The 15,226-nt window shown below is 43.0% G+C and carries 18 protein-coding genes and 2 pseudogenes; 9 read left to right on the top strand and 11 right to left on the bottom strand.

The genetic code is table 11. The annotated features are described in order from the left end of the window. Positions 1 to 43: 43 nt before the first annotated feature. From AC0IYG_RS20185 to AC0IYG_RS20135, 11 genes are all read right to left on the bottom strand, one after another. Positions 44 to 235 (bottom strand): hypothetical protein, encoded by a 192-nt coding sequence (locus tag AC0IYG_RS20185; RefSeq protein WP_471712862.1) that lies wholly within the window; start codon positions 233 to 235, stop codon positions 44 to 46. Positions 236 to 294: 59 nt separating this feature from the next. Continuing rightward, positions 295 to 714: a POT-type proton-dependent oligopeptide transporter gene (locus AC0IYG_RS20180; protein WP_471712861.1), complete on the bottom strand. Its 420-nt coding sequence runs from the start codon at positions 712 to 714 to the stop codon at positions 295 to 297. Then, on the bottom strand, positions 689 to 1,258 hold the full coding sequence (locus AC0IYG_RS20175; protein WP_471712860.1) for a POT-type proton-dependent oligopeptide transporter: 570 nt from the start codon (positions 1,256 to 1,258) through the stop codon (positions 689 to 691). The genes AC0IYG_RS20180 and AC0IYG_RS20175 overlap by 26 nt, the downstream gene beginning before the upstream one ends. 2 nt (positions 1,259 to 1,260) lie before the next feature. Continuing rightward, positions 1,261 to 1,533, bottom strand: coding sequence for a hypothetical protein (locus AC0IYG_RS20170; RefSeq protein ID WP_471712859.1), 273 nt, complete (start codon positions 1,531 to 1,533; stop codon positions 1,261 to 1,263). A gap of 174 nt (positions 1,534 to 1,707) precedes the next feature. Further along, positions 1,708 to 1,932, bottom strand: a complete 225-nt coding sequence (locus tag AC0IYG_RS20165; protein WP_471712858.1) for a hypothetical protein — start codon at positions 1,930 to 1,932, stop codon at positions 1,708 to 1,710. A 321-nt stretch (positions 1,933 to 2,253) separates the two neighbouring features. Further along, on the bottom strand, positions 2,254 to 2,601 hold the full coding sequence (locus AC0IYG_RS20160; RefSeq protein WP_471712857.1) for a hypothetical protein: 348 nt from the start codon (positions 2,599 to 2,601) through the stop codon (positions 2,254 to 2,256). A gap of 179 nt (positions 2,602 to 2,780) precedes the next feature. Next, complete coding sequence (locus tag AC0IYG_RS20155; protein ID WP_471712856.1) at positions 2,781 to 3,548, bottom strand: TPM domain-containing protein; 768 nt, start codon at positions 3,546 to 3,548, stop codon at positions 2,781 to 2,783. Between the two features lie 4 nt (positions 3,549 to 3,552). After that, the gene (locus AC0IYG_RS20150; protein WP_471712855.1) at positions 3,553 to 3,996 is read right to left on the bottom strand and encodes a TPM domain-containing protein; all 444 of its coding nucleotides are present in this window, start codon (positions 3,994 to 3,996) and stop codon (positions 3,553 to 3,555) included. Between the two features lie 34 nt (positions 3,997 to 4,030). After that, entirely contained in the window at positions 4,031 to 4,612 is a 582-nt protein-coding gene (locus AC0IYG_RS20145; protein WP_471712854.1) for a LemA family protein, read from the bottom strand. Between the two features lie 151 nt (positions 4,613 to 4,763). After that, entirely contained in the window at positions 4,764 to 5,957 is a 1,194-nt protein-coding gene (locus AC0IYG_RS20140) for a deoxyribodipyrimidine photo-lyase (RefSeq protein WP_471712853.1), read from the bottom strand. Between the two features lie 129 nt (positions 5,958 to 6,086). Then, on the bottom strand, positions 6,087 to 8,108 hold the full coding sequence (locus AC0IYG_RS20135; protein ID WP_471712852.1) for a CHU_0125 family OmpA-like outer membrane integrity protein: 2,022 nt from the start codon (positions 8,106 to 8,108) through the stop codon (positions 6,087 to 6,089). Between the two features lie 329 nt (positions 8,109 to 8,437). On the opposite strand from AC0IYG_RS20135, the gene rpsL reads away from it, so the two are divergent. The 9 genes and pseudogenes from rpsL to rpsS all read left to right on the top strand — a co-directional run bounded on the left by rpsL (position 8,438) and on the right by rpsS (position 15,211). Further along, positions 8,438 to 8,851, top strand: coding sequence for a 30S ribosomal protein S12 (gene rpsL / locus AC0IYG_RS20130; RefSeq protein ID WP_026631225.1), 414 nt, complete (start codon positions 8,438 to 8,440; stop codon positions 8,849 to 8,851). A gap of 117 nt (positions 8,852 to 8,968) precedes the next feature. Next, positions 8,969 to 9,437: pseudogene (rpsG, locus tag AC0IYG_RS20125) on the top strand (30S ribosomal protein S7). 225 nt (positions 9,438 to 9,662) lie between these two features. After that, a pseudogene (gene fusA / locus AC0IYG_RS20120) lies at positions 9,663 to 11,784 on the top strand (elongation factor G). 140 nt (positions 11,785 to 11,924) lie between these two features. Continuing rightward, a complete protein-coding gene (rpsJ, locus tag AC0IYG_RS20115; protein ID WP_026631228.1) occupies positions 11,925 to 12,230 on the top strand; it encodes a 30S ribosomal protein S10 in 306 nt (101 codons plus the stop codon). A gap of 281 nt (positions 12,231 to 12,511) precedes the next feature. Next, on the top strand, positions 12,512 to 13,132 hold the full coding sequence (rplC, locus tag AC0IYG_RS20110; protein ID WP_026631229.1) for a 50S ribosomal protein L3: 621 nt from the start codon (positions 12,512 to 12,514) through the stop codon (positions 13,130 to 13,132). Between the two features lie 5 nt (positions 13,133 to 13,137). Then, positions 13,138 to 13,767 (top strand): 50S ribosomal protein L4, encoded by a 630-nt coding sequence (rplD, locus tag AC0IYG_RS20105; protein ID WP_471712851.1) that lies wholly within the window; start codon positions 13,138 to 13,140, stop codon positions 13,765 to 13,767. Positions 13,768 to 13,769: 2 nt separating this feature from the next. Continuing rightward, positions 13,770 to 14,057, top strand: coding sequence for a 50S ribosomal protein L23 (gene rplW / locus AC0IYG_RS20100; RefSeq protein ID WP_025764313.1), 288 nt, complete (start codon positions 13,770 to 13,772; stop codon positions 14,055 to 14,057). 41 nt (positions 14,058 to 14,098) lie between these two features. Next, positions 14,099 to 14,923: a 50S ribosomal protein L2 gene (gene rplB / locus AC0IYG_RS20095; RefSeq protein ID WP_026631232.1), complete on the top strand. Its 825-nt coding sequence runs from the start codon at positions 14,099 to 14,101 to the stop codon at positions 14,921 to 14,923. A gap of 9 nt (positions 14,924 to 14,932) precedes the next feature. Further along, complete coding sequence (gene rpsS, locus AC0IYG_RS20090; RefSeq protein WP_026631233.1) at positions 14,933 to 15,211, top strand: 30S ribosomal protein S19; 279 nt, start codon at positions 14,933 to 14,935, stop codon at positions 15,209 to 15,211. Positions 15,212 to 15,226 lie beyond the last annotated feature (15 nt).

Genomic DNA, 15,226 nt, shown 5'->3' with positions numbered 1-15,226 from the left:
GGCTAATTTCATTGAATGATTTGTTATAAGTTAAGTTGTTGATTTAGGAAATTCCGCCCATCCAACCTTTAATCGGTTTCCAGAATACCAAAAGGATAAGTCCAAATACAGTGGTAATGATGGCAACCTGACTAAACAGCGCCGGCATTTGCATAATGTTCTCTTCATCAAATCCTCCTGCAAATATGCCTGCAATCAGGTTTCCAAGCGATGCGCCTACAAACCAGATTCCCATAAGCTGGCTTACATATCGCTTTGGAGCCAGTTTGGTGTAAGAGCTTAACCCAACAGGACTTACTGCAGATTCCTCATCGTATGCAGGAAATAAGTAAGGGTCAGGAAAATGGGAGAGGTGAGCTGGCCTGTAACCGCGATCTTGGAAGCGGCGACCATCACGAAAAAACTAAGCCCAAGTAAGATTAAACCGGCAGCGAATTTAACCGGAATTGAGGGATTGCGGTTGCGTGCCGAAAGATAGATCCAGAGACTGGCCAGGACGGGTGCAAAAAGCAGTACAAATGTTGGCTGGAAGTTCTGGAACCAACTCGAAGGCACTTCCCAGCCGCCCAGCATTCTATCCGTATGCCGCTCGGCGAAGATCTGTAAGGAAGTTCCGGCCTGCTCGTAACCCGCCCAGAAGAGCGATATGGCCAGAAACAGAATGATCAAAACCAGAACGCGATATTGTTCAACACGCTGTAAGTCCGCCAGCAATGAGGATAAACAAGAAGTAAGATGCGGAAATGATGACGATGATAACGCCTGCTCCTTTGGCTAATCCTTGTGCGGTAGTCATATCGATGACACCGGTAGTTTGCAAAATGAACAGAAGCACAACAAGTGCGCCAATCAGACCGTAACCAAGCTTTTTGTTTGTTCCGGATTGTGCAACGGATTCCGGTGTGGAAATTTTGGCAGGCGGCACATCGCCCATTCCAATTAGGTGACGCGCACTGCCGATGCGGAATACAACAAGGCCAAGTAACATGCCTATTGCAGCTGCACCGAAGCCCATATGCCAGCTTACGCGCTCTCCCAGGTAACCAACAATGGCGATTCCAAGGAATGAGCCAAGATTAATGCCCATATAAAAAATGGAGAATGCTGCATCTCGGCGTGCTCCGCCTTCGGGATACAACTCTCCGACGATTGAGCTGATGTTGGGTTTCAATAATCCGGTTCCGACTGCAACCGTTGTTAGCCCCAGAAAAAATAAGGCTGAACCGCCGGGAATGGCCAGAATAATGTGGCCGATCATGATTATGATTCCTCCGTACCAAATGGCTTTTTCTGGCCGAGAATGTTGTCAGCAAGCCAGCCTCCAGGCAATGTCAGCAAATAAACGGAAGCTGTATAAAGTCCATAGATTGCGGCGGCCTCTCCGGCATTCATGGACATTCCTCCTCTCACGGAATCTAGTAGAAATAGTAACAGGATTGCGCGCATTCCATAGTAACTGAAACGCTCCCACATTTCAGCAAAGAATAGCACGTACAAACCTGTGGGATGTTTTTGAGAAATCTGCCCAGACATAGAAGAGAAGTGTTTTATTTGGTTTTAGGGGTTATTTATTGAAAATTTTATCGCACAAGATAGGAAATAAGCAGAAATATAAATGTAACGGTAAATAAGCGGTAACCGACCGCTTGGGTCAATTACCGCTTTTTAACGAATTATTAATTTACTAAGGCTTTATTTCACTGAGAATCAGCCCTCGCCGATTGAAAATCCTTCGGCATAAAGTTCAACCGTATATTTCCCTGATGGAAATGATGCTTCTCTGTCATATAATATGCTTACGTCCTGGTTATTGTTGCCGTAAGTTACCTCCTTACTAATTGTATATCCTTGTTCCTGACCATTGTAATCAAACACGCCTGAACCTGTTTTTGTGTCCGAAATTGTGGCTCCGGTCGGGTCAATAATGCGCATGTAAATGGTTTTGTTGTAGCTTGGGTCAATGGATTTTTCTCCAAAATAAAATCGACTCTGACCTTATCCACTCTTTTTGCTTTCACATTTTCACCTTCGCGAACTTTACCTTTTGATGAAACCGCATACACCTTAACGCTACGTGCACGCAAAGCCGCTGCCATGGTCACCTTCGATTCGAGTTCTGTATTCTTTGTAATGACGCCGCTTAATGAATCACTAATAGCTTGTTTTGTGGTTTCAAGCTGTGTTTTTTCCTGAACCAACGTTTCATTCTGACTAATCAGCTGCTGATTTTCTTCTCTTAGTTGCGCGATTTCTTCATCTTTTTTGGTAAGGAAAGCTTCGTATTCTTTTTACTTTCTTGCCCATTGTAACATTGCCTTTGCGCAATGCAATGCGGTCATTTTCAAGATTCGCTTTTACTTTTTGCAATTCTTCAATGTCGCCGCCAAGTCCCTGAACTTCCTGTATTCTGGCATCCAGTTGTTTGGATATGGAATCGAGTTTGATTTCAGCCGATGCAAGTTCGTTTACTCTTGTCTGAATGTCGGTCTGTTGCTTTGTGGTTACGCCGCGCTCATTGTAATACAAATAGCCGAACACTGCGGCGAGGATTGTCATAAGGATCAAACCGACCAGGAGACCGGTGTTATTTTTCCTTTCCATAGAAATTTGTTTAGGTTAAATAATATTAATTATATGATATGTTCAAAAAACTATGCCACTACTATACGTCATGGATAGGCTTAACGTAGCAAAGCGGCCTGATGCAAGTCGTTGCTTACACCAGGCCGCTTTGATTTATATAATGTTATACGTTTTAACCTATTGATAATGAGGATGTATTAATAGTCTCCGCCAGCGCCTCCTCCTCCGAAGCTTCCTCCTCCAAAGCCTCCGAAACCGCCTGAGTCACCACCACCGCCCCAGTTTCCAGAATAGCTTCCTCCCCCGGAATGGGTAGTATATGGCCAAATGATCGGTCCGCCAAATCCTCCAAAACCGCCGCGTCCGCCGCCATTATTGCGATTTCTAAACATAAAAATCATAACAACAATAAAGACAATGACCAAAATCAGAAGTGGTGGAAATGATCCGTCTTCATCGGCTGCCTTGGGATCAGCTTTGTATTCACCCGTTGCGTATTTGAAAATGGTGTCAACGCCCTGGTTCAATCCTTCGTAGAATTGACCGTTTTTAAATTGCGGTGTAATAACCTGGGAAATGATCCTTTTCGCAATCGCATCGGGAATGGCGCCTTCCAAGCCATAACCTGTGCTGATGTAAACTTTGCGATCGGTGGGTGCCCAAAGCAGGACGATCCCGTTATCCTTATCCTTTTGACCAACTTCCCATTCGCGTCCGATCTTTAATGCATAGTCTGCGATGGGATAGTCGCCGGTTGTGGGAACAATGACAATGACAATTTGTGACGAAGTGGAATCATTGTAGGCAACAAGCTTTTGCTCCAATTGCGCTTTTTGGGACTCTGTAAGCTGTTTTGCAAAATCGTTTACGAGTCGGGGCGGATTGGGTTTGGGCGGAATATCCTGGGCGGCCGCGCGAATGAATGCGGTGACGACCAGCAATAAAACAATGAGGATTCTCTTCATAGGGTCAATGTCCAAACGAAATGTCGTCCGGAAGTTCGTTGATGTCGTCTGACTTATATGGAAAATGTGCCTTTAACTGATTGCCTGCTTCGGCTATCCCGCTAACGAGGCCTTCTCTGAACTGACCTTTTGCAAAATGCTGTCTAAGCAGGTCCTTAGTGCTGTTCCAAAAATCACCAGGCACTTTTTCGTCAATTCCTTTATCGCCCAGCACGGCAAATTTGCGGTCTTCGTAAGCCAGATAAAACAGGACACCATTTTGCAATGCTGTCCTGTGAAGGTTAAGGAACACAAAAACCTCTTTTGCTCTGTCCATGACATCCGGCGTAGGGCACTTCTTCTCAATATGCACCTTTACTTCACCCGAAGTCTGGTTTTCAGCCTGCTGAATTGCCTCAATAATGAGTTGCTGATCTTTTTCAGAAAAAAAGAGCGAATCTGTGGCCATGACAAATCTGTTTAATGGTAACGCAACCTGCGTGTTAGAACTGTACGGTCGGCGCTTTTTCTGAACCAGCAGCGGCTGTGAAATAACCTTTTTGAGCAAAGCCGAACACGCCTGCAAACAGGTTGTTAGGGAATGTCCGCACTTCCTGGTTATAATCTTTTACGACGGTGTTGAAGTCGTTCCGGGCAACCGTAATGCGGTTTTCAGTGCCTTCCAATTGAGCCTGCAGATCAAGAAAGTTTTGATTGGCTTTAAGTTGCGGATATTGCTCAACCGTTACCAGCAATCGGGAAAGTGCGCCACTCAACTGATCTTGCGCGCCCTGAAATTTGGCAATGTTCTCTGGTGTAAGATCACCCGCATTGATTGTAGTTTGTGTTGCCTTGCTACGCGCTTCAATAACAGCTGTTAATGTTGATTTTTCAAAATCAGCCGCTCCTTTCACTGTGCTTACAAGGTTTGGAATAAGGTCTGCACGACGTTGATACTGACTTTCTACTTTGGCCCATGATTCTTTTACGACCTCGTCTTTACTTACCAGGCCATTATATTTACCGCAGCCTACGAATCCAAGAATAAGAATTACGACGATAACTGCAATTAGTCCTTTTGACATTTTTTTATTCAGTTTAGAGTTAATGAATCTGTTCAAAGTTGCCCAAAGCTAGCAAAATCCTGAAGAAAAACTACATGGCCGGGCATAGGGCGATTTTGTACATTAAAATTACCGGATAATAGGTTTTTTTGATGTTTTAGCGGGTTTGGCATCAATTTTCCCCGACGCCTGCAATGTTGTTCCACCTTCCCCAATTGACCGAAACCTCGTAATCCATCAAGTGGCTTTCGAAAAACATGGCACCCCAAGTCCAATTGACACCTAACTCATTCACCAGGTAATTGGCACATATTGTTCGTTCTGATGATGTGAGAAAACCGGTTTCTTTAAGCTTGTTCATCAGCTCATTTACATGGTTATCAGTGGTTTGTCCATTAGTCCAGGTTTCGTAAGCGGCATTGTCATTTTCCCAGCGTTGCAGGAAATTGTGTTTCACACCGCTTGGTTTGAAAAGTCGGGGGCCATAGCGCAGCAATGTCCAGTGAAAGTAATCGCGCGAAAGCAGATTGAAAATCATTTGTTCATCCTGCGAACCGGCTGGAAGCTCTTTCTTGATACGATAATAAATGTAACGCGCTGAAATACAACCCAACGAGAGCCAGTCAGAAAGCCGCGTGTCGGTTAGCGGATCCTGTGAATCGAACTGCTTTCCTGTTTTGACATAACCATCAATATACTGGCTTAGAATATCTTGTGCCAATGTTTCGCCTGCGCTATTGTGAGTTGGTTTAAGCTCATTAATGACTTCATCTGGCTCAATGCCCAATTCCTGCAATGTCGGAACTGATCCAGCGTCATAACCATCCGGAAGTGTAATCTTTTGTGGTTCAGGCAATGGCTGCTTGACATTCAAATGTGCCTTAATCTTATCGTTGAACGCTGAAAAGTTAGCCGGGAGTTTTGCAATAGGAAATGGCAGATCGTTGGCATGCATGAGCGTATCCATCCAAAACAGCTTAATGTCAATGTTCACTGTTTTCAATTGCTTACTCAAAGAGGATTCAATGCGCGTTTCAGCAGGAGCGATCTCTTTGCTTGTGTAAACATACTGCGCCTGAAAATCATCAGCGAGCTTCGCAATGATCTTTTCAGGGTCTCCAACCCGGATAAGCAGATCGCCGCCTTTTTCTCTTAACCGGTTTCGCAGATCAACTACGGCGTCAATCAGGAATTGACCACGCATTGCGCCGGTCCTGCGAAAACCTAGCCTTGTCTTGTCAAATTGTCTGGGATCGAAAACGTAGACTGGTAAAATCTCGCTGGCTGATTCCACAGCCGAAAACAGCGCTTCATTATCACGTAAACGCAGGTCATTTCTAAACCAATAGATGATGCGCTGAGCCATTAATACAAAATAAATAAATCTGAAAAATCAATTTTTAGAAATGCAAACATACGAAAATCGGGCCGGGGCTTAATAAAAAAGCCCGTTCCAAGCTATGCAAGGATCGGGCTGCTCTTATCTGAATGAAATTTAGTAACTCAAAATTGTAAACTCCGTGCGGCGGTTACGCTGGTGTTCCTCTTCCGTTTTAGCATTTGGAATGATGAGCTCGCGTTCTCCATATCCTCTGGCAACCATCCGATCAGCGTCAATTCCTTTGCTGTTGAGATAAGTTACAGCCGATTCCGCACGATTTTGGGAAAGCGTCATGTTATAAGCATCCGTTGCACGCGCATCCGTGTGCGAGCTGAGCTCAATCTTCATTGTCGGATTGTCTTTCAGGATCTGGACAAGCTTATCCAGCTCGATGGCGGCATCCGGACGAATGTTGTATTTATTTAAATCGTAATAAATGTTTTCCAGGACAAAGGTTTTGTTGAGCTCCAACTTGTCCAGTTTAATGGTCACATTGAATGTCGTATCCGTAAGTTCTTTGGTCAGGAAAATAGGAGGGATCGAACGTCCATCCATTGAAAAAGGCTCTCTTTTGCTGATATAACCCTTTCTCTGCACCAAAAGACTGTATGATTTTCCTTCTTCCAAAGGCTGTTTTCCAAACTTACCTTCCGAGTTTGACGGCAATTCAGCAATCTGCGTTTCCGAAGTGTCAGGTAAAATATGAATAATCGCCGAATCAACGGGAGTTGATGTCCCATTCGTCAAAACGGTCCCTGCAAGGAAATATCTTACGACTTTCGGCTTACCATTAATGTATTTTGGATTGTTAGGATTTAACGGATCGTTCGGATCATTGTTTCGCGCAATGGTTGTGCTATCCTCCTCTTCCGGCCCTGAGAAATAATAAATGTCATCATCTCCCTTGCCACCTTCCCGGTTCGATGAAAAGAATCCTTTGTTTAAGTCTTTGTAAAAAACCAACCCGAAATCATCCTGAGGACTATTAAACGGAAGGCCCATGTTTTCGATTGAAATGACACCTTGCGTACACGTTGCGGAGAAAAGATCCAGTTTGCCAAGACCCGGGTGGCCATCAGAAGCGAAATATAATTTTCCTCCTTCGGCAACATAGGGAAACATTTCATCGCCAGCAGTATTAATGTCTTTTCCCATATTTACAGGCTTGCTAAAACGGCCTGACGCATCCATATTGGTTCGGTAAAGATCAATTCCGCCAGCGCCGCCCGCGCGATTGGATGCAAAGTAAAGTGTTTTGCCATCACGTGAAAAGGCAGGAGAGCCGTCCCATGCAAGGGAATCATTAATTGGTAAAATAGCTGGCGCCGTCCACTGCCCATTTACATTACGGCTTAAATAAAGGTCCACGTCCAATGCACCATTTTTCTTGCCCGTGTTACCGCGTGCAAAAACCAATGTTTTTCCATCTGGAGAAAAAGCCGGCGAAGCCTCGTTAGCATCCGGGTCCAGAATGTCATTGCTTAACAAAACGGGCGTGCCTTGCGTTGCCCCGGCATCTTCTGAAAGTGAAACCTTATATAGACCAAGCATAGGCTGGCCATTGTTTTTGTAAATCTTTTCTTTTTTGGAAGTTGAGAAAACAAGCTCGTTACCAAGAATAGTAGGGGAGAATTCAGACCCTGTTGTATTGAGTGGAATGTCTTTAATCTCAACCTCCATCTTGGTTGTACGCAACCGGTCGGCAATGCGCAAAATTTCGATTTCTCTTAATGCCCTTTGCTGTAAGTTTTGTGAGGCTGCTGAATCCTTAGCGTATGCAGCAAATTGATTGGAAGCTTCTTCGTATTGGCCGGCCGTTTTCAACGCATAAGCATATTGGAATTTGGCATCTGCATTGGTTAAACCTGCGTCCAATGCTTTTTTATAGAAAGGAATGGCTTCTTTGAAACGGTTTGAAAGGCGGTAGGATTCAGCAATCAGGTAATCCGTTTGAACTGGTTCAACGTTCGCAGCAGATGCCTTTTGAAAGGCTTTTATAGCAAGATCATATTCTCCATTTGCGAATTTTTTTTGTCCGTCCTTGTACGCCTGCATCGCCGAGTTGCAGCCGGATAGATACGCACATATAGTAACGAGACTAATTATGAGGGTAAAGTAACTCCGAAAAAGTTTCATAATGTAAAGTATAAAATCAAATGTTTCGACGCGCACACCGGGTTATAGAAAGACAATACTAATAAACAACGTTTGGAAATAAAATTCCGGATATGATGGGCCAAGATTTTTATTTGGCCCATAAAGTGTGCTTGCGTTGAGCAATATAAGCATGTTCACACGGCTTTTCGTCACGCTGGAAATTATTTGTTATCGTAGTTTTCTTAAAAAAAGAAAGTAACGTTTTGTAAATCAATGGCAGACTGTTACTTTTGCAGTCCGATTTTTCGGGAAAACTGTTTTCAAAACAATAGACTGGTGCATTAACCAGATCAAAATCAATTTGTTAAATGCCAACTATTTCACAATTAGTCCGTAAAGGTAGAGAGACCATTACATGGAAATCAAAGTCACCGGCTTTGGATTCTTGCCCTCAGCGTAGGGGTGTGTGCACCAGGGTGTACACGACAACGCCTAAAAAACCGAACTCAGCACTTCGTAAAGTTGCCCGTGTTCGTCTTTCAAACAACAAAGAAGTTAACGCCTACATCCCAGGAGAAGGCCACAACTTGCAAGAGCACTCGATCGTTTTGATCCGCGGTGGTCGTGTTAAAGATTTACCAGGTGTGCGTTACCACATTATCCGTGGTGCATTGGATACAGCTGGTGTGAATGGCCGTAAACAACGTCGTTCGAAATATGGTGCTAAGCGTCCAAAACCAGGACAAGTTGCAGCAGCACCAACAAAAGGTAAAAAGAAATAAAAAGTAACTCTCTCTGCTTTTATTAAGGAATTAATCTGATAAAAGGGAAGTAATCCAGGCTGCTGGCTTGGGTGAATAAGTTGCAAAACGAAACCTCGTGTAAAATTTTAAGTCAAAATGAGAAAGTCGAAACCAAAGAAAAGATATATCCTTCCTGATCCGAAAGTTCAGGGACGTTCAGGTTACTAAGTTCGTTAACAACCTGATGTTCGAAGGAAAGAAAAGCATTGCATTCACAATCTTCTACGATGCGTTGGAGTTGGTTGAGAAAAAAACCAGCGAAAGCGGTCTTGAAACTTGGAGAAAAGCATTGAACAATGTAACTCCATCTGTTGAGGTAAAAAGCCGTCGTGTGGGTGGTGCTACATTCCAGGTTCCAACGGAAGTTCGTCCTGAGCGTAAGCAGTCTCTGGGCATGAAATGGTTGATCAACTATTCACGTAAGCGTGGAGAAAAAACAATGGTTGACCGTCTTGCTGGTGAAATCATTGCTGCTGCAAAAGGTGAAGGAGCTGCTGTTAAGAAGAAAGATGACACGCACCGTATGGCAGATGCCAACAAAGCGTTCTCGCACTTTAGATTCTAGTAGTTGCAGAATATTAAATGATCGGAAGTTCGGTTTACCGGGCTTCCGATTTTTATTTAATATTTTTCTGAAATTTAACCTTTAACTAATTGTTTTTATAATCAACAATTTATACTTTTGCGCTCTGAATTTTTAGAAGTGGTGCGTTTTAGCCATCCTCTTTGAGTTCAAATTGCTTCTGAGTGAATTGCACATCGAATATAAAATAACACATCACCATCTGTCATGGCACGTGATCTAAGATTAACAAGAAACATTGGTATTGCTGCGCACATTGATGCGGGTAAGACAACCACAACGGAGCGTATCCTTTACTACGCAGGGGTAAGCCACAAAATTGGAGAAGTGCATGATGGTGCAGCTACAATGGACTGGATGGAGCAGGAGCAAGAGCGTGGTATCACTATTACATCAGCAGCAACAACTGTTGACTGGAATTACCGTGGTGAAAAATATCATATCAACATTATCGATACACCGGGACACGTTGACTTCACAGTTGAAGTAAACCGTTCTCTTCGTGTATTGGATGGTCTTGTATTCCTTTTTAGTGCAGTTGACGGTGTTGAGCCTCAGTCTGAGACAAACTGGCGTCTGGCTAACAACTATAATGTAGCCCGTATCGGTTTCGTAAACAAAATGGACCGTTCAGGTGCAGACTTCTTGAAAGTTTGTACTCAGGTTAAAGAGATGCTAGGAAGCTACGCAGTTCCTCTTCAATTGCCGATCGGTGCTGAAGATACTTTCCGTGGCGTAGTTGACTTGGTTAACTTCCGTGGTATCGAATGGAACGAAGAAGACAAAGGAATGACATTCAGAGAAGTTCCTATTCCTGACGATATGCTTGAAGAAGCAACTGAGTGGAGAGAAAAATTGCTTGAAGCTGTTGCCGAATTTGACGACACTTTGATGGAAAAATATTTTGAAGATCCTACTTCAATCTCAGAAGACGAAATTCTTGCGGCTTTGCGTGCAGCAACGATCAGCATGAAAATCGTTCCTATGGTTTGCGGTTCTTCATTCAAAAATAAAGGTGTTCAAACGATGCTTGATTACGTGATGGCTATCTTGCCTTCACCACAAGATCGCGAAAGCATCATCGGAACTGATCCTCGCACTGGAAACGAGATTTCTCGCCAGCCAACGGATTCAGATCCTTTCTGCGCACTAGCGTTTAAAATTGCAACTGACCCTTATGTAGGACGTCTTTGCTTTATCCGTTCTTACTCAGGATATCTTGATTCAGGTTCTTATGTTTTGAACAACCGTTCAGGAAACAAAGAGCGTATCTCTCGTATCTTCCAAATGCACGCTAACAAGCAAAATCAAATTGATCGTCTTGAAGCGGGTGATATTGGTGCGGTTGTAGGTTTCAAAGATATTAAAACAGGAGATACATTATCTGACGAAAAGAACCCAATCGTTCTTGAATCAATGGTGTTCCCTGAGCCGGTAATTGGTTATGCTATCGAGCCTAAGAAAGCTGCTGACAGCGACAACTTCTCAAAAGCAATTACCAAATTGATCGAAGAAGATCCTACATTGCAAGTTGAAAGTAACGAAGAAACTGGTCAAACGATTATTAAAGGAATGGGTGAGCTTCACCTTGAAATCATCATCGACCGTATGCGTCGTGAATTCAAAGTAGAAGTAAATCAAGGTGCTCCACAAGTTGCTTACAAAGAGATTCTTACTAAGAACTACGAGCACCGTGAAGTTTACAAGAAACAAACAGGTGGTCGTGGTAAATTTGCCGATATCGTATTCGAAATCGGACCGCGTGATGATAACGAAGAAGGCAAAGAACCAAAAACAGGTTTGCAGTTTGTAAATCAAATTGTTGGTGGTACTATTCCTCGTGAATTTATCGCTCCGATCCAAAAAGGTTTTGAAGCATCTATGTCAAATGGTGCACTTGCAGGATATCCGTTGGACTCTACTGAAAGTGCGTATTTTCCACGGATCTTTCCATGATGTCGATTCAGATGCACTATCATTTGAACTTGCAGCAAAAATTGGTTTCAAAGAAGCTGCGCGTCATGCAGGTTCGAAATTGATGGAGCCGATTATGCACGTTGAAGTTCTTACACCTGATGAATATACAGGACCAATCACTGGTGACCTTAACCGTCGTCGTGGTGTAATGAGAGGAATGGATTCACGTAATGGTGCTCAGGTTATCAAATGTGATGTGCCTCTTTCTGAATTGTTCGGTTATGTTACTGATCTTCGTACAATGTCTTCGGGACGTGCAACAGCATCTCTGACATTCGCTTACTATGAGATCGTTCCTAACAACATCGCAGAAAGCGTAATTGAAAAAGCAAAAGGTTTAGTTAAAGCATAAATGAAATGGTCCGCTATCAGCAGCAGCTGGTAACGGATCATTTTTATATAGAAGCTGGCGAAGTCAATGGTTCTTTCGCCTGTGGATTGTCGAAACTTGTTTCGTTCAAATATTCTCAGAACCGGAAATAATAAAAGAAAATGAATCAAAAAATCCGTATCAAACTTCGCTCATTCGACCACAATTTGGTTGACAAATCAGCGGAGAAAATTGTAAAGGCTGTTAAGGCAACTGGTGCTATCGTTAGCGGTCCAATTCCGTTGCCAACAAAAACTGAAAAGTTCACAGTTCTTCGTTCTCCTCACGTTAACAAGAAATCACGCGAACAATTCCAGCTTTGTACTTACAAACGTCTGGTAGATATCTTTTCTACAAGCGCAAAAACAGTTGATGCTTTAATGAAGCTTGAATTGCCAAGCGGTGTTGACGTTGAGATTAAAGTATAGTAACTAAGGGCTTATTAGATTAAGCCAAAAATATAAATTGGATGAAGGTCCGTTTACGGAAACCACATCTGAGCTCAGAAAACAGCCGAATGTTCGTGCATTTAATGCATTATTCGCCAGTTCTCAAAAAATGAGGTCAGATGGTTTAAATCATCTGACCTTTTTTGCTGATTATCAGCGAGAAATATTTTTTCACTGTTGGATAAGGGAATTTGATTTCCTACCTTTGCAGTCCGTTTTAAAGAATAAGGGTCTTTACCTGCTAATTTTAATTTCAAAACATGTCTGGTTTAATTGGTAAGAAAATCGGAATGACTAGTTTGTACAATGCTGACGGGCAGGCTCTGGCATGTACTGTAATTCAAGCTGGTCCTTGTGTTGTTACACAAGTTAGGTCCGAAGAAAAGGATGGCTATAAAGCTATTCAGTTAGGTTTTGGTGAAAAGAAAGAGAAAAGTTCTTCCCAGCCTATGATTGGCCACTTCAAGAAAGCCGGTACAACTCCCAAACAAAAAGTGGTTGAGTTTAAGGAATTCGAAGTGGAACATGAACTTGGAACTTCATTATCTGTTACGGATATCTTTGAAGAAGGCGAGTTTGTTGACGTAGTTGGTTCTGCCAAAGGCCGCGGTTTTCAAGGTGTTGTAAAACGCCATGGATTCGCAGGGGTAGGTGGTCAGACTCACGGTCAGCACAACAGAGCGCGTCACCCAGGTTCGATTGGTGCTTGTTCATTCCCATCACGTGTATTTAAAGGCATTCGCATGGGTGGACGCATGGGTAACAATCGTGTAAAAATTCAGAATTTACGTATTCTGAAAGTGATCCCTGAGCAGAACCTTCTGGTTGTTAGTGGCTCAGTACCTGGTTCAAAGAATTCATTTCTAATCATTGAGAAATAGCACCGATGGAACTGTCCGTATTAAATATAAAAGGAGAAGATACCGGCAAGAAGGTAAGTGTGTCTGAAGAAATTTTTGGCATCGAACCTAATACGCACGCGATCTATCTCGATGTGAAGTTATACTTGGCTAACCAACGTCAGGGAACACACAAATCAAAAGAACGTGCAGAGATTAATCACTCTACACGTAAGATCAAGAAACAAAAAGGAACTGGTGGAGCTCGTGCTGGTAGCATTAAATCTCCGGTGTTTGTAGGTGGTGGTCGTATTTTCGGTCCAAGACCTCGTGACTACGGTTTTAAGATCAATAGAAAAGTTAAAGTTTTGGCTCGTAAGTCAGCTTTCTCTGCAAAAGCGAAATCTGATTCGATTTCAGTTCTTGAAGCATTTTCATTTGATGCGCCAAAAACTAAATCTTATTTGAATGTTTTGAATTCACTTGCATTAGTGAACACCAAAACACTTCTTATTCTTCCATCTGTTGACAGCAATGTATATCTGTCAAGCCGTAACATTCCAAAAGCAAAAGTTACGACAGTGGACGCGGTCAACACGTATGACCTGATGTATGCAGACCGTCTTTTGATAAGTGAATCTGCTCTGTCTATTTTGGAAACCCAATTGAACAAATAATCATGAGTGTACTGAAACGTCCGATTATAACCGAAAAGGTAACGGCTCAGGGTGGTCAAGGAAAATATGCCTTCGAAGTGTCCCTTACTTCTAATAAAGTAGAGATCAAAAAGGCTATTGAGAAACTGTTCGGGGTTACCGTAGAAAGCGTTCATACAATGCGCAGCATTGGAAAAAGCAAATCCCGTACATCGGGTGGTAAGTTTGTAAGTGGAAAAACTTCAACTATCAAAAAGGCTATTGTAACAGTAGCTGAAGGTGAAATCATCGATATCTACGGTGAAGCATAAGAATAGTTGAGCGATTCAAATCTTTGACGAGTTAATAGCAAATGGCAGTTAAAAAATTAAAACCGACAAGTGCTGGTCAGCGTTTCCGCTCCGCTCCTACATTCGAGGAGATCACAACGGCGAAACCTGAAAAGAGTCTTCTGGAAACCATCAAGAGAACAGGTGGTCGTAATAGCCAGGGACACAGGACCATGCGACATATAGGTGGCGGGCATAAAAGAAAGTATCGTGTAATTGATTTCAAAAGAAATCGTTTCGATGCACCGGCCACAGTAATTTCAATCGAATACGATCCAAACCGTTCAGCGCGTATTGCGTTGGTGCAGTTTGAAGATGAAGAAAAAAGATATGTGATTGCTCCAAACGGACTTAAGGTGGGACAAGTAATTGTTTCAGGTAGTTCAGTAGCACCGGAAGTTGGTAATGCGCTTCCATTAGGTTCTATGCCAATTGGTACAATCGTTCACAATATCGAGTTGACTCCTGGTAAAGGTGGTCAGTTTGCACGTAGCGCCGGAGCTTATGCTCAGCTTGTTGCGAGAGAAGGAAAATACGCGGTATTGAAGATGCCATCTGGCGAAATGCGTATGATACTTTCTACTTGTATCGCAACAGTTGGAACAGTTTCTAATGCAAGTCATATGAATGTTGCATTAGGGAAAGCAGGTCGTCGTCGCTGGTTAGGTCGCCGTCCACGTGTTCGTGGTGTTGCAATGAACCCAGTCGATCACCCAATGGGTGGTGGTGAAGGTCGCTCATCAGGGGGCCAGCCTAGATCAAGAAACGGACAGTTCTCTAAGGGACTTAAGACTCGTGATCGCAACAAGCATTCTGAGAAATTGATTATCAGCCGTCGTAAAAAATAATAGTATAACATGGCACGCTCATTAAAAAAAGGACCATATATCGATTTTCGTCTTGAGAACAAAGTGACTGTGATGAACAGCGCCTCTCGGAAATCAGTAATCAAAACCTGGTCACGACGCTCAATGATATCGCCGGATTTTATCGGGCATACATTCGCAGTGCATAACGGAAACAAGTTCATTCCTGTGTATGTAACTGAAAATATGGTTGGTCACAAACTGGGAGAGTTTTCTCCTACACGTAACTTCCGTGGCCACACAGCTAAAAAAGATAAAGGTAGAAAATAATTAGTCGACGATAGC

The organism is Dyadobacter sp. AC419 (assembly GCF_979253085.1).
The sequence above is the reverse complement of the archived record's forward strand: the minus strand, read 5'-3'. Positions and strand labels throughout refer to the sequence as shown.